Raw genomic sequence first — 17734 nt, forward strand, 5'->3', positions numbered from 1 at the left:
ACAACCAAACCTCACAACTTCCCGTCAACATCTCCCGGAGCTACGCTCGGGCCGTGCCGAAACCAGATGTGGATCCGACCGTGTCGCTCCAGCTCAGCGTCGACCGCAGCAGTCCGGTCCCGCTGTACTTCCAGCTGTCCCAGCAGCTGGAGGCCGCGATCGAGCACGGGACCCTGACTCCGGGCAGTCTTCTCGGCAACGAGATCGAGCTCGCGGGGCGGCTCGGTCTGTCCCGGCCCACGGTCCGCCAGGCCATCCAGTCCCTCGTCGACAAGGGTCTGCTGGTGCGGCGCCGCGGTGTCGGCACCCAGGTCGTGCACAGCCAGGTCAAGCGGCCGCTGGAGCTGAGCAGCCTGTACGACGACCTGGAGGCGGCCGGGCAGCGCCCCGCGACCCGGGTGCTCGTCAACGCCGTCGTGCCGGCCTCCGCCGAGGTCGCGGCCGCTCTGGGCGTGGCCGAGGGCAGCGACGTGCACCGGGTGGAGCGGCTGCGGCTCGCCCACGGGGAGCCGATGGCGTACCTCTGCAACTACCTGCCCCCGGAACTGCTGGAGCTGGACAGCGACCAGATGGAGGCCACCGGCCTGTACCGGCTGATGCGGGCCGCGGGCATCACGCTGCACAGCGCCCGCCAGTCCGTCGGCGCCCGCGCGGCCACCGCGGAGGAGGGCGAGCGGCTCGGTGAGCCCGAGGGGGCACCGCTGCTCACCATGCAGCGCACCACCTTCGACGACACCGGACGCGCCGTGGAGTTCGGCACCCACATGTACCGTGCCTCGCGGTACTCCTTCGAGTTCCAGCTCCTCGTACGGCCGTGATGTGGTGGTGAAGCGGTCGTGAGTCCGCTGGGAATCGGTGGGGGATCAGTGGGGGATCGGCGTGGGCAAGGCCGAATCTCAATCGTAAGAATGTTCTAAAAAGTCCATTGACTGGTGTGCGGGCGCGAAGCTAGAACTCCCCTCAGCCGCAAAGGAGCGGCGGAGAAGAGGGTGTTCCGACCATGCGTACAGCCCGAACGGCAGCAGCGGTGATCGCTGTGATCGCGCTCGCGGCCGGCTGCAGCAGCTCCGGCGGCAAGGACTCCGAGAACAAGGCGAGCGGCAGTGGGAGCGGCGGCAAGGCCGTCAGTACACCCCGCCTGAAGATCGCGATGGTGACGCACTCCGGCGAGGGTGACACCTTCTGGGACATCGTGCAGAGCGGTGCCAAGCAGGCGGCGAGCAAGGACAACGTCGACTTCCTGTATTCGAACGACAAGGAGGCCAACGGGCAGGCCCAGCTCGTCCAGGCCGCGATCGACAAGAAGGTCGACGGGATCGTCGTCACCCTGGCCAAGCCCGAGGCCATGAAGGACGTCCTCGCCAAGGCCGAGCAGGCCGGCATCCCGGTCGTCACGATCAACTCCGGCGCCGAGTTCTCCAAGCAGTTCGGGGCGCTCGCGCACTTCGGCCAGGACGAGTCGGTCGCCGGTGAGGCGGTGGGCGAGGAGCTCAACAACCGAGGTCTGAAGAAGGCCGTCTGTGTCATCCACGAGCAGGGCAACGTCTCGCTGGAGCAGCGCTGCGCGGGCGTGAAGAAGACCTTCAAGGGCACGGTCGAGAACCTCAACGTCGACGGTACCAACGCCCCCGCCACCCAGTCCTCCATCGAGGCGAAGCTCCAGGCGACCAAGGGCATCGACGCCGTCGTCACCCTGGGCGCCCCGATCGCCGCCGTCGCGGTGAAGGCCAAGACCGACGCGGGCAGCAAGGCGGAGATCGACACCTTCGACCTGAACGCCGAGGTGGTCAAGCGCCTCCAGGCCAAGGAGGTCGGCTTCGCGGTCGACCAGCAGCCCTACCTCCAGGGGTACGAGGCCATCGACATGCTGTGGCTCTACAAGACCAACGGCGACATCCTCGGCGGCGGCAAGACGGTCCTGACCGGCCCGGCCATCGTCACCGAGAAGGACGCCTCGACCCTCGAGAAGTACACCGCGCGCGGGACCCGCTGATGGGGTGCACGATCCCCGTGTTCGATACTTGGGCGTTTGGGGCCGGCGAAATGTCGGCCCCCGGGGCCTACGGAACGGCCCGCCGGGCCGTTCCGCGGGCCCCGGCGCACCAAGGAGCACAGCAAGAAGGGCACGGCCTCGTGGCACGGACTCGGACCTGGGTAAGCATCGCGCTCGCAGGGGCGCTGGGGGTGTCCCTGGCGGGATGCAGCAGCACCGGCGGGAAGCGGGCCGAGGATGCCCGTAAGGCGGCGTCGGCCCAGGGCAGGGCCGCGGTGAACACGCCCAAGTGGACCTTCGCGATGATCACCCATTCGGGCGATGGCGACACGTTCTGGGACATCGTGCAGAACGGCGCCAAGCAGGCCGCGGTCAAGGACAACATCAACTTCCTGTACTCGCACAACGCCGAGGCGCAGCAGCAGGCGCAGCTCGTCGACGCCGCCGTGGACAAGCAGGTCGACGGCATCATCGTCACGCTGGCCAAGCCGGACGCGATGAAGGCCGCCGTCGCGCGCGCCGAGAAGGCCGGCATCCCCGTGATCACGGTGAACTCGGGCTCCGAGCAGTCCAAGGCGTTCGGCGCGCTCGCCCACATCGGGCAGGACGAGACGATCGCCGGTGAGGCGGTCGGCGACGAGCTGAACAAGCGGGGCCGCAAGAAGGCCCTGTGCATCCTGCACGAGCAGGGCAACGTCGGTCACGAGCAGCGCTGCGCGGGCGTCAAGAAGACCTTCCACGGCACCGTGCAGAACCTCTACGTCCAGGGCACCAGCATGCCCGACGTGCAGTCCTCCATCGGAGCCAAGCTGCAGGCGGACAAGTCCATCGACACGGTCGTCACGCTCGGCGCCCCGTACGCGGACACCGCCGTGAAGGCGAAGACCGACGCGGGCAGCAAGGCCGAGATCGACACCTTCGACCTGAACGCGAAGGTGGCCGCGGAACTCAAGGACGGCACGCTCGGCTTCGCCGTCGACCAGCAGCCCTACCTCCAGGGGTACGAGGCCGTGGACCTGCTCTGGCTCTACAAGTACAACGCCGATGTCCTCGGCGGCGGCCAGCCGGTGCTCACCGGCCCGCAGATCATCACCAAGGATCAGGCCGCCGCGCTCGAGGAGTACACCAAGCGGGGGACCCGATGAGCGCCACTGCGCCTGCACCCGCGCCGTCGCCCGACACCAAGGTCGACGAGCGCCTCCTGAAGACCTCGCCACTGCGCAGACTCATGGGCCGCCCCGAGCTCGGCTCCGTGGTCGGCGCGATCGCGGTCTTCCTCTTCTTCGCGATCTTCGCGGACAGTTTCGTACGGGCCGCGAGCCTCAGCACGGTCCTGTACGCCTCGTCGACGATCGGCATCATGGCCGTACCGGTCGCGCTGCTGATGATCGGCGGCGAGTTCGACCTCTCCGCGGGCGTCATGGTGACCAGCTCCGCGCTGATCTCCTCGATGTTCAGCTACCAGATGACCGCGAACGTCTGGGTCGGCGTATTCGTCTCGCTGGTCGTCACGCTGGCGATCGGCGTCTTCAACGGCGTCATGCTGACCCGCACGGACCCGCCGAGCTTCATCATCACGCTCGGCACCTTCCTGATGCTGACCGGTATGAACCTCGGCTTCACCAAGCTGATCAGCGGCACGGTGTCCACGAAGTCGATCTCCGACATGCAGGGCTTCTCCTCCGCCGAGGACGTCTTCGCCTCGACGATCACCATCGGCGGCGTCGACTTCAAGATCACCATCCTGTGGTGGCTGGTCCTGGTCGTCGTCGCCACCTGGATCCTGCTGCGCACCCGCTTCGGCAACTGGATCTACGCCGTCGGCGGAGGAGAGGAAGCGGCCCGCGCGGTCGGTGTCCCGGTCAGCAAGACGAAGATCGGCCTTTACATGGGCGTCGCCTTCGGCGCCTGGATCTCCGGGCAGCACCTGCTGTTCTCGTTCGACGTCGTGCAGTCCGGCGAGGGCGTCGGCAACGAGCTGATCTACATCATCGCGGCCGTCATCGGCGGCTGTCTGATCACCGGCGGCTACGGTTCCGCGGTCGGCGCGGCGGTCGGTGCGCTGATCTTCGGCATGGTGAGCAAGGGCATCGTGTTCGCCGAGTGGAACCCGGACTGGTTCAAGTTCTTCCTGGGAGTGATGCTGCTCCTGGCGACCCTGCTCAACCACTGGGTCCGCAAGCGCGCGGAGGCGACGGCATGACGACGGACGCGGACAAGACGACCGGCGCGGCCGCCACGGAACGCACGGCGCTCGTCGAGCTCGACGACGTCAGCAAGTACTACGGCAACATCCGGGCCCTCGAAGGCGTCTCGCTGGTGGTGCACGCGGGGGAGATCTCCTGCGTGCTCGGCGACAACGGCGCGGGCAAGTCCACACTGATCAAGATCATCGCGGGCCTGCACCAGCATGACGCGGGCACCCTGCGCATCGAGGGCGAGGAGGCCCGGCTCTCCTCCCCGCGCGAGGCCCTGGACCGGGGCATCGCCACCGTCTACCAGGACCTCGCCGTGGTCCCGCTGATGCCGGTGTGGCGGAACTTCTTCCTCGGCTCCGAGTTGTCGAAGGGCACGGGCCCCTTCAAGCGCATGGACGTCGACCTCATGCGCAGGACCACCCATGCGGAGCTGCTGCGCATGGGCATCGACCTGCGTGACGTCGACCAGCCCATCGGCACCCTCTCCGGCGGTGAGCGCCAGTGCGTGGCGATCGCCCGCGCCGTCTACTTCGGTGCCAAGGTCCTCGTCCTCGACGAGCCCACCGCCGCGCTCGGCGTGAAGCAGTCCGGCGTGGTCCTCAAGTACGTGGCCGCCGCGCGGGACGCCGGCCTAGGTGTGGTCCTCATCACCCACAACCCGCACCACGCGTACCTGGTCGGCGACCGTTTCGTCCTCCTGAAGCGCGGTGCCATGTTCGGCAGCCACACCCGCGACGAGATCACCCTCGACGAGCTGACCCGCCAGATGGCGGGCGGCAGCGAACTGGACGACCTCCGCCACGAGCTGGAGCGGAGCGCCCCTTGAGGGGCTTGGGGAACTGCTGAGGGGCTTGGGGAACCGCGCGACAGCCACATAGGCCCGCAGCCCACAGACGGCCGGCCCTCCGGGGACTCCAGCGGGGCGTCCCGGGGAGCTCGGGGGGACTCCGCCATGCGCCCCCGTGGCACGGTGAGGCAGAATCGGCCCGATGAGCACCTACCGCGACCTCGCACACCGCGGCTCCGCGCGGGCCACCGTCCTGCGGACCGTAGGGACGCGTGAACGCCGTTCCCACCTGACGGCACCCCGCGTTCCCACCGTCGGCATCGACATCGGCGGCACGAAGGTGATGGCGGGCGTCGTCGACGCCGACGGCAACATCCTGGAGAAGCTCCGCGCCGAGACACCGGACAAGTCCAAGAGCCCCAAGGCCGTCGAGGACACCATCGTGGAGCTGGTCCTGGACCTCTCCGACCGGCACGACGTGCACGCCGTCGGCATCGGTGCGGCCGGCTGGGTCGACGCCGAGCGCAACCGCGTCCTCTTCGCCCCCCACCTGTCCTGGCGCAACGAGCCCCTGCGCGACCGCCTCGCCGGACGGCTCGCCGTCCCGGTCCTGGTCGACAACGACGCCAACGCCGCCGCCTGGGCGGAGTGGCGGTTCGGCGCGGGCCGCGGCGAGGACAACCTCGTCATGATCACGCTCGGCACCGGCATCGGCGGCGCGCTCCTCGAGGACGGCCAGGTCAAGCGCGGCAAGTTCGGCGTCGCGGGCGAGTTCGGTCACATGCAGGTGGTCCCCGGCGGTCACCGCTGCCCGTGCGGCAACCGCGGCTGCTGGGAGCAGTACAGCTCCGGCAACGCGCTGGTCCGCGAGGCCCGCGAACTCGCCGCCGCGGACTCCCCGGTCGCCTACGGGCTCATCGAGCACGTCAAGGGGAACATCGGCGACATCACCGGCCCGATGATCACCGAGCTGGCCCGCGAGGGCGACGCCATGTGCATCGAGCTGCTCCAGGACATCGGCCAGTGGCTCGGCGTCGGCATCGCCAACCTGGCCGCCGCCCTGGACCCCTCCTGCTTCGTGATCGGCGGCGGCGTCAGCGCGGCCGACGACCTCCTGATCGGCCCCGCGCGGGACGCCTTCCGCCGTCACCTCACCGGCCGCGGCTACCGCCCCGAGGCCCGCATCGCCCGCGCCCAGCTCGGCCCCGAGGCCGGCATGGTCGGTGCAGCCGACCTCGCCCGCCTCGTCGCCCGCCGCTTCCGCCGCGCCAAGCGCCGCCGTGTGGAGCGCTACGAGCGGTACGAGCGCTACACGGACTCCCGTCGTACGACCCAGGGGACGCCGTGACGACCTCGCTGCCGCGCCAGGCCTCACCGCCCGAGGAGCCCCAGCGCCCGCCGGAGGACCCGCGCCACAAGTTCCGCCGCCGTGCCCTGACACTGCTGATCATCGTGCTGCTCATCGGCGTCCCGGCCGGCTATCTGGTGATCTCCGCCAACCAGAGCCGCGACAGCGGCAAGCAGAAGGAGGAGAAGTACTCGGCGACCGGCCTCACGGTGGGCTGGCCCTCGCGCGTCCAGCGCCGCCTCTACCAGGTGCCGATCCCGCTGAACGGCGTCTCCGTCGCCTCCTACGAGACGAACAACTGGAAGACCAGCCGCTTTTACGTGCAGTTCGCCACCAACGGCCCGGGCCTGGAGCAGTTCCTCGCGGAGACCGGCACCAGCAGGGGCAAACTGCGCAAGAATGACATCGCCATTGGTACCCGCGACCAGAAGGTCGTCGGCTGGAAGTTCACGGGCCCCGGCTCGTGGTGGGGACTCGTCCACGAACAGAAGGACCCGACACCCACCCAGGACATCGTCGTGAACTGGCCCCGGCCCGGACGCGCCATGGTCTATGTCGTCTCCCGCACGATCCCCTGAGGCGCCCCGGCCCCGCACCGGCGCCACCGCCGGGACCGATTGTCAGAGCCCGCCCGTAGAGTCGAAGACAACTGATTCGGCCGAGGGGCGGGAGGTGACCGGACGTATGGGCGGCGAGGCCGTGAGGACCGAGACGACCGTTCCGGTGCGGCTTGCCGCCGTCTTCCTGCCCGCACCCCTGCCGCGCGAGGGGCGCGTCGCCTTCTGGGACCCGGACGGCGGGCCGCTGCCGTCCGGCGACGGCGCCGGGAGCGCGTCGCCCGCTGAGAGCGCGTCGTCCGCCGAGCCGACCGAGCTGACGGTGGTACGACCGCAAGGCTCCGGAGCCCGCCGCGGCACCGTCCCCGCGCTGACCCTGCCGATCTCCGAGGCCCTGCCGCTGCTCGCCGGGGCCCGCCACGACCGTGCCGCGCATCCGGCCACGACCTGCTGGGGCGCGGCCGCGCTGCACGCGCTGCGGCTCGTCGCGCGGGGCCGGCTGCTGCCCGGACTCACCCCCGAGGGCCACGACGCCTGGCGCGCGGGCCCGCTCGACCCGGACGACATCGCCCACCTCCGAGCCGTGGCCGCCGCCCTCCCGTACGAAGGGCATGCCGTCCCGCTCCCCGGCAAGGGCCCCCTCCGGCTGCCCGACCCGGAAGCGCTGATGCGCTCCTTCCTGGACGCGGTCGCCGACACCCTGCCGCGCACCCCCGCCGCTCCCCACACCTGCGGGAAACCCTTCGCGGCCAGGGAGCCGCAGCGGCTGCCCGGAGCCCACGACTGGGCCGCCGAGGTCGCCGCGGGCATGGACGCGGGCGTACGGATCTCGCTCCGCCTGGACCTGTCGGCGTACCAGCTCTTCGACGACGGCGAGGGAGCACACCGCGCGGGCGCCGCCGTCGTCCAGGTGCACAGCCTCGCCGACCCCACCCTCGTCGTGGACGCCGCGGCCCTGTGGGCGGGCGCCGCCGACGCCACCTTCGGCCCCCGCGCGCGCGTGGACGCGGCGCTCGCCGTGCGCCGCGCGGCCCGGGTCTGGCCGCCCCTGGACCGCCTGTCCGAACAGGACGTGCCCGACGTCCTCGCGCTCTCCGAAGAGGAGCTGTCCGACCTGCTCGGCATCGCCGCGAGCCGCCTCGGCGCGGCCGGAGTCGCCGTGCACTGGCCCCGAGACCTCGCCCACGACCTGAGCGCCGCCGCGATCGTGCGCCCCGCGCCCGGGTCGGCCACGGACGGCACCGGATTCTTCGAGAGCGAGGAGCTGCTCCAGTTCCGCTGGCAGTTGGCCCTCGGCGGCGATCCGCTCACCGAGGCCGAGATGGACACCCTCGCCGAGGCCCACCGCCCGGTCGTCCGGCTGCGCGACCAGTGGGTGCTCGTCGACCCCGCCCTCGTCCGCAAGGCCCGTAAACGGGAGCTGGGCCTGCTCGACCCGGTCGACGCGCTGTCCGTGGCGCTCACCGGCACCGCGGAGGTCGACGGCGAGACGGTCGACGCGGTGCCGGTCGGCGCCCTCGCCGCGCTGCGCGACCGCCTGACGGCCGGCATCACCCCCGTGGAGCCGCCACCGGGCCTCCAGGCCCGCCTGCGGGACTACCAGCTCCGGGGACTCGCCTGGCTGGACCTCATGACCTCCCTCGGCCTCGGCGGCTGCCTCGCCGACGACATGGGCCTCGGCAAGACCATCACCGTCATCGCCCTGCACCTGCGCCGGGCCCACAGCGAACCCACCCTCGTCGTCTGCCCGGCATCGCTGCTGGGCAACTGGCAGCGGGAGATCACCCGGTTCGCCCCCGGCGTCCCCGTCCGCCGCTTCCACGGACCCGACCGCACCCTGGAAGGCCTCGACGGCGGCTTCGTCCTCACCACCTACGGCACGATGCGCTCGGCCGCGCCACGACTCGCCCAGCAGACCTGGGGCATGGTCGTCGCGGACGAGGCCCAGCACGTCAAGAACCCCTACTCGGCGACCGCGAAGGCCCTGCGGACGATCTCGTCCCCCGCGCGCGTGGCCCTCACCGGCACCCCCGTGGAGAACAACCTCTCGGAACTGTGGGCCCTGCTGGACTGGACGACCCCCGGCCTGCTCGGCCCTCTCAAGTCCTTCCGCGCCCGGCACGCACGCGCGGTGGAGAATGGCGAGGACGAGGAGGCCGTCGCCCGCCTGGCCCGGCTTATCCGCCCCTTCCTGCTCCGCCGCAAGAAGTCCGACCCCGGGATCGTCCCCGAGCTCCCGCCCAAGACGGAGACCGACCACCCGGTCCCCCTGACCCGCGAGCAGGCCTCCCTCTACGAGGCGGTGGTCCGCGAGTCGATGCTCGCGATCGAGACCACCGAAGGTATCGCGCGCCGCGGACTGGTCCTGAAGCTGCTCACCTCCCTCAAACAGATCTGCAACCACCCGGCACTGTTCCTTAAGGAGGACGCCCGTGCGGCCGCCCACGGACCCTCCGCCCGCTCCGGCAAACTCGCCCTGCTCGACGAGCTGCTGGACACACTGCTCGCCGAGGACGGCTCGGCGCTGGTCTTCACCCAGTACGTGGGGATGGCCCGCCTGATCACCGCGCACCTCGCCGCGCGCGCCGTCCCGGTGGAGCTCCTGCACGGCGGCACCCCGGTCACCGACCGCGAACACATGGTGGACCGCTTCCAGAGCGGGGCGACCCCGATCCTGGTGCTGTCGCTCAAGGCTGCGGGCACCGGCCTGAACCTCACCCGGGCGGGCCACGTCGTCCACTTCGACCGCTGGTGGAACCCGGCCGTCGAGGAACAGGCCACCGACCGCGCCTACCGCATCGGCCAGACCCAGCCCGTCCAGGTCCACCGCCTCATCACCGAGGGCACGGTCGAGGACCGCATCGCCGAGATGCTCGAGGCGAAGCGGGCGCTCGCCGACGCCATCCTGGGCTCCGGAGAGGCGTCCCTGACGGAACTGACCGACCGTGAGCTGTCGGACCTGGTGTCACTGCGGAGGTCGTCGTGAGCGGTTCCGAGGAGGAGACGCGGCCGGTGACCGGGGGCGTGGACGTGCCGGACGCCGAGCCGTCACGTCCCGTGGCCGGGCCGGGCCCCGCCGACGAGGCGCGTCGCGCACTGCGAGCCGCGCGGGAGCGCGACGCGCGGGTTGCGGCGGCCGGGGACGAGCCGGGTTCGCGGTCCGACAGGACGGCCTCTTCGGCGGCCCGGCCGGGTGACGCGGCCAGGCAGGCCTTGCGCCGCGCTGCAAGGAGGGGGAGTGACACGCACCCGGACCCGAGTGCGGCGGGTACGGACGCAGTGCCGGATCCGGACACCGACGGAGATGCCGAACCCGATGCGGTACGGCCTCCCGCCCAAGCGGAGACGGCGGACACCCCGTCCACCGGCGCGCCCGCAACCGGCGCGCCCGCAACCGGCGTGCGCCCGGGGGACATCGCCCGTGAGGCACTGCGCGCGGCGCGCACGGAGGCCAGACAGGCGCGGACCGCGGCGGAATCCAAGGGCGTCGAGACCACGCACCGGTCCGCCGACCGTGCGTCGGCCGGTTCGCGGGCCCGGCGCGGCCGACCGGACCCCGACCGGGGAGGCCGGGTCCGGGACGTACGCGAGGTGCTCGCGGAGGCTTTCGAGCTGCCCGGCTCCAAGGCGCCGCGCGAGGCAACCGCCGCCGGACGTCCGGCGTACGCCGAGACCGACACCGAGACCGACATTGAGAGGGAAAGCCACAGGTCAGCACAGCCGGACGAGTCACCCGAGCCACCCACGACCCCCTCGGACCCGCCACCCGCCCACACCCGGCCTACCCCCGAGACGGCCCCTGGCCCCGGTCCGACGCGGCGCCGGCTCGGGGAGCCGAGCACGCTCCCGTCGCCCGCCGACGTGCCGCGGTCCATGGCATCCCCGCGACGCGACGGCGAGCTGCGCCGCACATTCGAAGCGCTCCCCGCCCGTACCTCGCACGCGCATCCGGACACCTTCGCGGAGACGTGGTGGGGCAACGCCTGGGTGAGCGCCCTCGAAGAGGGGGCCCTGGACGCGGCGCGGCTGGCGCGCGGACGGGCGTACGCCGACCAGGGGCATGTGGACGCCATCACGGTCACCCCCGGGCTGGTGCTGGCCTATGTCCACGGGAGCCGTCCACGGCCGTATCGCGTACAGGTCAGACTGCGCACGCTGGACGACGGCGACTGGGACCGTTTTCTCGACGCGGCCGCCGAGCGCCCCGGGCACATCGCGGCGCTGCTCGACAAGGAGATGCCCAAGTCACTCGCGGACTGCGGAGTGGACCTGCTCCCCGGCCCCGGCGACCTCGCACCGCAGTGCAGCTGCCCCGACTACGGCCACCCTTGCAAACACGCGGCCGCCCTCTGCTACCAGACGGCACGTCTGCTGGACGAGGACCCCTTCGTGCTGCTTCTGCTGCGCGGCCGGGGTGAGCGAGAGCTGCTCGACGCGCTGTCCCGCCGCAACGCCACCCGCGCCGCCCGCGCCGCCCAGGAACAGCCGTCGGCGCCGCTGCCCGGCGTACGGGCCCGTGATGCCCTCGCGCGCCGGGCGCTGCCGCCCCTCCCGGCACCCCTGCCCACCCCCGCGCACCCCGAGCAGCCGCCGACCTACCCGGGCGCGCCGGGCGGCCCGGACCCGTTCGCGCTGGACCAGCTCGCCACGGACGCCGCCGCCCGCGCGCACGCGCTGCTGACCACGGGCCGCGACCCGGTGGCGGAGCTGACGCTCTGGCAGGACGCGGTGCGGCTCGCCGCCGCCCGCCCCGGTTCCGGCCTCACCGCCGCGACCCGCGCCCTCTACTCCTCGCTCGCCTCCGCCGCCGACCGTACCCCGGCCGACCTGGCGCGCGCGGTCGCCGCCTGGCGGCAGGGCGGACTTGAGGGGCTCACCGTCCTCGAAGACCCCTGGGACCCGCCCGCGGGCCGTTTCGACCGCGCCCGCCCCACCCTCCTCGCCGCCGACCTCCCCGCCTTCCGCCCCTGGCGCAACCACCTCACCCACCCCCGGGGCCACGCCCAGCTCCGCCTGGGGCACGACGGCCTCTGGTACGCCTACGAATCGGAGCCGGGCCAGGACGACTGGTGGCCCCGAGGCACCCCCGACCTGGACCCGGTCGGCGCCCTGACCGGCCTCGGCGCACCGGGCGACCTCTGACCCGCCTGCCAACGCCGACGGAGTCGCCCGCCGCCCGGGCGCTTTACGACCGCATGCCGGTGCCGACCACGGCACCATCTGTTGGCGAGACGGCTTCGGTGACCTATGAGGTTCAGGTCGAGAAACGCAGAGCGGGCGGCGGTCGGTGGTTCTCCAGCGAGAACATCACCGATTCGGGGGCTGACTCTGCGGGCCGGCTGATCACCCAGGCTCTGGAGGCTACCGCTCACGGACGCGCACTGGCCAACCAGACGACATCGAAAAGGCCTTCGCCACGCTCGAACTCGGACCCGAGGACGTGGACCTGATCGCGTGCACCGACGCGGAAGCGATCCTCGGCATCGGTGACTGGGTGGCCGGGAGCCGGACGCCGGTGAGGGAGCCGAGCCGGTTGCGCAGTTCGACGGCGGTTCCCAAGTCGTGGCAGTGCGGGCCTGGGTGCCGGGGCGCGGGAGCGGCGCGTGTCTGTGCGTTGCTCCCGTCGCCGTTGATCAGCGGGGGAGAACGTCTGGGGCGACTTTGTCGTGAACACTTCCCGGTCCTGCCTTTGTCACCCGTTCGGGTGTGTCCGCGTGCTGGGAGGGAGGCTGGTGGCTGTTGCGCGGGGGCGGGTGTCAACGGGCGGCGTTCTTGCGGGAATCACCTGGCGGGTGGGCCGGTGAAGCGGGAGGGTGGGCTGTCCGGGCGGGCGCGTGGCGCCTGCGTTCCGGCCCCGGCAGGGCGCGCTCGGGGCGTGGCTTGTCAGACAATGGTCATCTCCGGGCCCCCCGCTCGGAGCGGGGTGCCCCTGGCGGGGGCCCGGACTGGAGCCCCGGCCCGATTCCAGCGGGCCGGGGGCTCCACGTCATGCTCTCGGCTCAGTCGCCCTCGTGGCGGTCGATGACCCGGAAGCTGCCCACCACTCCGTCCTCGACGTGGATGCCCTCGGTGTGCTCCGGGCGCACGCCGTCGCTGGAGCTGTGGGGCCCGACCAGGGCGATGGGAGCGCCGTTGTCGCAGACCGCCCCGCGGAAGACCTCGACGGTCTTGCGGGTGTCGTTGTGGATGTTCAGGCTTTTGGCGCCCAGGCCGCTGACCACGGTGATGCAGTCGCCCGGGCGGGAGGAGTACGACCGCTCGTTGATGTGGATCCGGCCCTCGTGACCCTTCCTCTCGTTGCCCTCGTTGCCTTCGTTTTCTTCGTTGCCTTCGTTGCCTTCGCGTCCTTCGTTGCCCTTGCTCTCGTTGCCCTTGCTCTGGTTGCCCCTTCCGGTGTCGCTGCCACCGAAGGGCGCCTGGGCGGGAGCCTCCTGGCCGACGGCCGGGGCCGCCTGGCGGACGGCCGGGGCCGCCTGGAGCGGCTCGGAGGCGGCCGAGGCGTAGGTGATGCCGGTCGCGGCGAGGGCCGCGGCGGCCGCGACGGCCGCGGTGACAGCGGTGGAGCGGGTCATCATCATGCAACTTCTCCTGTCTCAGAGAGGCCGGCTGGGCAGCCGGCATGTGATTGAACGTACTTACCGCCACCATGGCTGTCATATCGGTCATATCGTATGACCGGCATTAGGGGGCCAAACGGGGTATCCACAGCACCCGCGCGCTACTTCCGGGGCGATTGATGAGACATCAAATCGTTCTGAAAATAGCCAAGTTGACGGCGCGTTGGCCCTTTCGGGTGATCATCTGACGCCTGCTCACCCCTTCGGCAGCACAGCGCCTGACACCGCCGACGCGACGAGGTGAGCCTCCTTCGACGGGACGAGCTCGTACGTCTCGGTCCCGACCTGCTGCACACCGGCACCAAGCGTTCTGTGGGGATCTGGTTCAAGACGTCCACCTCCGGCGTGCTGATCGGCGACCAGTCCGTGGCGATCGACGGGGCCGCGGATGCCTCCGGCTCCTGGACGCCCGTGCTGTATGTGGGTTCGGACGGCAAGCTGCACGGTCACTGGTGGAGTGTGAGCGGTTCGGGCGGCGCCGACTTCGGCTCCACTGGCACGGTCACGGACAACGCGTGGCACTACGCGGTGCTCAGCTGCGACGTCGACAGCCAGGCGCTGTTCCTGGACGCCACCAAGCAGGACACCTTCTCCGGCACACCGGCCGACCAGTCCAACACACTGACCTACGTCGGCGCGGGCTTCGCCAAGAGCTGGATCGACTCGCCCGGTAGCGTCAGTCACTTCAAGGGCTCGCTCGCCGATGTCGCCTTCTACGACCACAATCTGACGTCCGCCCAGGTCGCCACCCAGTGGAACGCCTACAGGTTCTGACCGAACGCGAGGAAAAGAACAGTGTGGCGATCGCTTCCAACGAGTCCTTCTCCTCGTGGACGAAGACGTTCACCGATCCTCGGCTCTGCGCGGCCATCGTGGACCGCCTCACCTTCGGCGGCAACATCATCGAGACCGGCAGCGACTCCTCGCCCACACCAAAGCCCGCCAACAGGCCGCCGCCGGCACTTGATTGCACCTGCTCCGCTGGGACGCGCATCAGGTGGCTGTCGGCACCGGAGATGTGAGACTTGACTCTCACAATATGTGAGAGGAAACTCTCACGTTATGGATTCTGGTAATCGTCTGGGCGATATCGAGATCACTGATCCGCAGGCGATGCGGGCGCTGGCGCACCCGGTGCGGCTGGCGATCCTCGAACGCCTGCAGCGGCACGGGGCGGCGACGGCGACGCAACTCGCGCCCGATGTGGGAGCAACCCCGTCAGTGACCAGCTGGCATCTGCGGCATCTGGCGAGCTTCGGGCTGGTCCGCGATGCCGAGCCCGGCCCGGACCGTCGCCAGAGGCGGTGGGAGGCGGTGGCGCGGGGCTTCCGGTTCGAGGCGCCGGAGGATCCGGACGATGAGGAGGGCAGGTCGGCTGCGCGGGTCCTGTCCCGGGAGATGTTCCTGCGCTCGGGAGACCTGCCGAACCGGTGGGCTGCCGAGGTCGAACCCAAGCTCGAACCGGTGTGGCGACGGCTTGCAGGTCTGGCCAACACCCGCGTCGTCGTCTCCGCCGACGAACTCGCCGCCATCGAGGACGCGATCGAACGCATCCTCGCCCCCTACGTGATGCGCGACGAGGCCGCGCGTCCGGCCGACGGCCGTGGCGTCAGGCTGCTGCGTTACGCCCTGCCGGAGGGCGCCGAGGATCAGACCGGCGGGACGCCATGAGCGCTGCAGAGCAGTCCATACCCATATCGCTGTGGCGTGATCAGCGGTTCCGTCGTTTCTGGGCCGGCCAGTCGATCTCGCAGTTCGGCGACCGGATCACCGAACTGGCCCTGCCACTGATCGCGGTGGGGGCGCTGCACGCTTCGGCCAATCAGGTGGCGTTGCTGACCGCGCTCATCTGGACCCCGAACCTGCTCGCGATCGTCCTCGGCGCCTGGGTCGACCACCGCGTCCGCAAGCGGCGCCTGATGGTTCTCGCCGACCTGGTGCGGGCGGCAGTGCTGCTCTCTCTCCCGGCTGCCTATCTCTTGGGGGCAGTGACGCTCGGCCAGTTGTATGTCGTGGCCTTGCTGACGGGCGCGGCCGGGGTGCTGTTCAACACCGCCTATCCGCCGTTCTTCGCCCACCTGGTGCCTCGCTCGTCCTACGTCGATGCGAACAGCAAGCTCAGTGCCAGCCGTTCCGCGTCGTACGTCGCCGGCCCGGCGATCGGTGGTGCTCTGGTTCAGGCGTTGACCGCTCCCGTCGCCGTAGTCGTCGACGCCCTGACGTTCCTGGCGTCTGCGGTTCTGGTCGGTCGGGTTTCGATCGACGAACCGTCAGCCGCCCATGACCAAGCGGAATCCTCGCTGCTGCGGCGTGCCAGGGAGGGACTGTTGTTCGTCGTCCGTCACCCGGTGCTGCGGGCGAGCCTCGGGTGCGCGGCGACCGTCAACTTCTTCACCTTTGTCGCGGGCAGTGGGCTGATCGTGCTGTTTGCCAGCAGGAACCTCGGACTGACCGCGGGAGTCATCGGCCTGGCGTTCGGGATCGGCGCCACCGGCTCTCTCCTTGGCGCGGTGCTCGCCCCGAAGATCTCGCGAAGACTCGGCGTGGGCCGCAGCATCGTCGTGGGCGCCGTGCTGTTCCCGGCACCGATCGCCATCGCCGCTGCTGCGGGCGGCCCCCTCTGGGCTCGCGCCGGAGCCTTGGCCCTGGCCGAGTTCCTCTCCGGCGTCGGCGTCATGCTGTTCGACGTCAACCTCAACTCCCTTCAGGCGGACGTGATCCCCGATGGCATGCGCAGTCGAGTCGCCGGTGCGTACAGCACGATCAATTACGGCTTACGCCCTGTGGGCGCCGTCTTCGGCGGCCTCCTCGCTACCCTCATCGGCCTCAGGGCGACCCTCCTCATCGGGGCCGTCGGCGGAGCGCTGTCGCTGCTCTGGTTGCTGCCCTCGCCGATACCACGCATCCACTCCCTGACTCCGGACCATCCGGTAGCTCCGGACAGCGACACAGACGCGCGAGCATTGCCTTGCTGATCGCCGGGGAACCACCCGGGTCCAAGCGAAGACTTCCCAGACCCGACGGCCCGGCACATGCATGCCAGGCCGCGGTCACTCAGTGCGGATAGTGTTCGAGCGCCCCGTGGCATCGCCCTTGTGGATCGGATCCATGATCCGCTGCGAGGGTGGGGCCAAAATTCTGGTTCAGATCATGGCCCGAAGATCGCTGTATGGGGCCAGGGAACTCGTTCCCGTGGGGCCAACAGACTCGTTCGAAGCCACCCACTCCCTCGCGGCGACCAGCAGCTACGGGAGGACCACGTCCAGCAGCGGCCGGACCTCCTCAGGACGCGGAGGCGGCTCCGGCGGCAGCCCGCCGCGCCGCGATCCGCGCCCACGCCATCAAGATCACCGCATCGATCGGCAAGGGCACCCTCGCCGTCCACTCGATCTCGGCGGCCGCTGAGCCCCGACCATCGGGATCAACATCGGCAACTCGGTCCGCAACGTCGCCTCGGCCGTGGCTGCTGGTCTGACCACGGCCGCCGTCTGCGTGACCACCGGCGGCTGCTCGCCGCACGATACGACGACAACGCTTCGTGTGCGGATCAAATGCCAGTGAACACCCCGATCTACTCTGCGACCGACCCGGCTCACGGTAACCGTGCCACCGGTGCGGAAGTCTGCCTGACGTCGCTGACCAATGGAAGTAGTGCCAGTAAGCAACCGCCTGGGTACCAGTGGGCCAAGAAGTACGTCGAAGGCAGCAGCTTCGGCGCATCGCCTTCACGGTTCGCGATCAATGCATGTCACCTCATACCCGACAAGGGAATGGGCGGGTCTGGCAAGGATCTTCGAAACCTGTCGACGTGCGGTCGTTCCGTGAACGCCAATAGGCAGCTTCCTTCCGATCCTGGAATGCCAGACAATATGAGAGCCTTTGAGATTGGCGCTCTATATGCAGTCAGGGAAGGTGAGACTGTGCATTACCGGGTGACCCCGATCTACGACGGAGACAGGACGGTTCCGGCCTATTACCTGATGGAGTCTCAGGGAGTGACAGCTGATGGGGAGATCGGCCTCGATCAGAGCGATCTTGTTCCCAACGTCGCATTCAGTCCCGTTCCAGGGCAAGCTGCCAATATCGGGAAGGTATCGGTGAACGGGAAGCCGGTGCCGCTGGGTTCCACGCCGTAACATTCGCTTGTGAGAGGAGATCCAGTAGGGCTCGGCGTCGTTAATGTGGTTCTCCTGCTGCACGCGATTGGCGGGGTGCAGAGTGAAACGCGGAGGTA

At 70.3% G+C, this 17734-nt stretch carries 14 protein-coding genes and 1 pseudogene; 14 read left to right on the forward strand and 1 reads right to left on the reverse strand.

The window, feature by feature from the left end; genetic code table 11:
• Positions 1-80 precede the first annotated feature (80 nt).
• The 9 genes from OG747_RS37080 (at position 81) to OG747_RS37120 (ending at position 12025) form a co-directional block, all read left to right on the forward strand.
• Positions 81-818, forward strand: coding sequence for a GntR family transcriptional regulator (locus OG747_RS37080; protein WP_405885888.1), 738 nt, complete (start codon positions 81-83; stop codon positions 816-818).
• Between the two features lie 182 nt (positions 819-1000).
• Complete coding sequence (locus OG747_RS37085; protein ID WP_405883737.1) at positions 1001-1993, forward strand: sugar ABC transporter substrate-binding protein; 993 nt, start codon at positions 1001-1003, stop codon at positions 1991-1993.
• Between the two features lie 140 nt (positions 1994-2133).
• Complete coding sequence (locus tag OG747_RS37090) at positions 2134-3138, forward strand: sugar ABC transporter substrate-binding protein (protein WP_405883738.1); 1005 nt, start codon at positions 2134-2136, stop codon at positions 3136-3138.
• The gene (locus OG747_RS37095; protein WP_405883739.1) at positions 3135-4196 is read left to right on the forward strand and encodes an ABC transporter permease; all 1062 of its coding nucleotides are present in this window, start codon (positions 3135-3137) and stop codon (positions 4194-4196) included. Before OG747_RS37090 ends, OG747_RS37095 begins: the two co-directional genes overlap by 4 nt.
• Positions 4193-5017 (forward strand): ATP-binding cassette domain-containing protein, encoded by an 825-nt coding sequence (locus OG747_RS37100; RefSeq protein ID WP_405883740.1) that lies wholly within the window; start codon positions 4193-4195, stop codon positions 5015-5017. Before OG747_RS37095 ends, OG747_RS37100 begins: the two co-directional genes overlap by 4 nt.
• Positions 5018-5180: 163 nt before the next feature.
• Positions 5181-6326: an ROK family glucokinase gene (locus OG747_RS37105; RefSeq protein WP_405883741.1), complete on the forward strand. Its 1146-nt coding sequence runs from the start codon at positions 5181-5183 to the stop codon at positions 6324-6326.
• Positions 6323-6904: a sugar kinase gene (locus OG747_RS37110; RefSeq protein WP_405883742.1), complete on the forward strand. Its 582-nt coding sequence runs from the start codon at positions 6323-6325 to the stop codon at positions 6902-6904. Before OG747_RS37105 ends, OG747_RS37110 begins: the two co-directional genes overlap by 4 nt.
• 106 nt (positions 6905-7010) lie before the next feature.
• Positions 7011-9869 carry a DEAD/DEAH box helicase gene (locus OG747_RS37115; protein ID WP_405885890.1) on the forward strand — a complete coding sequence of 953 codons (2859 nt, stop codon included), beginning with the start codon at positions 7011-7013 and terminating at the stop codon, positions 9867-9869.
• Between the two features lie 44 nt (positions 9870-9913).
• Positions 9914-12025 (forward strand): SWIM zinc finger family protein, encoded by a 2112-nt coding sequence (locus OG747_RS37120; protein ID WP_405885892.1) that lies wholly within the window; start codon positions 9914-9916, stop codon positions 12023-12025.
• Positions 12026-12882: 857 nt separating this feature from the next.
• Here the strand turns inward: OG747_RS37120 and OG747_RS37125 are convergent.
• A complete protein-coding gene (locus OG747_RS37125; protein ID WP_405883743.1) occupies positions 12883-13461 on the reverse strand; it encodes a hypothetical protein in 579 nt (192 codons plus the stop codon).
• Between the two features lie 384 nt (positions 13462-13845).
• Here OG747_RS37125 and OG747_RS37130 point away from each other — a divergent pair, with 384 nt between their 5' ends.
• The 5 genes and pseudogenes from OG747_RS37130 to OG747_RS37150 all read left to right on the forward strand — a co-directional run bounded on the left by OG747_RS37130 (position 13846) and on the right by OG747_RS37150 (position 17636).
• Positions 13846-14274 (forward strand): LamG-like jellyroll fold domain-containing protein, encoded by a 429-nt coding sequence (locus tag OG747_RS37130; RefSeq protein ID WP_405885894.1) that lies wholly within the window; start codon positions 13846-13848, stop codon positions 14272-14274.
• Positions 14265-14522 (forward strand): annotated as a pseudogene (locus OG747_RS37135) (ATP-binding protein); the annotation flags it as partial. The gene OG747_RS37130 and the pseudogene OG747_RS37135, both read left to right, overlap by 10 nt.
• A 40-nt stretch (positions 14523-14562) precedes the next feature.
• Complete coding sequence (locus OG747_RS37140) at positions 14563-15171, forward strand: ArsR/SmtB family transcription factor (RefSeq protein WP_405883744.1); 609 nt, start codon at positions 14563-14565, stop codon at positions 15169-15171.
• Entirely contained in the window at positions 15168-16475 is a 1308-nt protein-coding gene (locus OG747_RS37145) for an MFS transporter (protein WP_405883745.1), read from the forward strand. Before OG747_RS37140 ends, OG747_RS37145 begins: the two co-directional genes overlap by 4 nt.
• Before the next feature lie 582 nt (positions 16476-17057).
• Entirely contained in the window at positions 17058-17636 is a 579-nt protein-coding gene (locus OG747_RS37150) for a DNA/RNA non-specific endonuclease (protein ID WP_405883746.1), read from the forward strand.
• The last annotated feature ends 98 nt before the right edge of the window (positions 17637-17734 follow it).

Origin of the sequence: Streptomyces sp. NBC_01384 (assembly GCF_045040035.1) — a bacterium.
Lineage (GTDB): Bacteria > Actinomycetota > Actinomycetes > Streptomycetales > Streptomycetaceae > Streptomyces.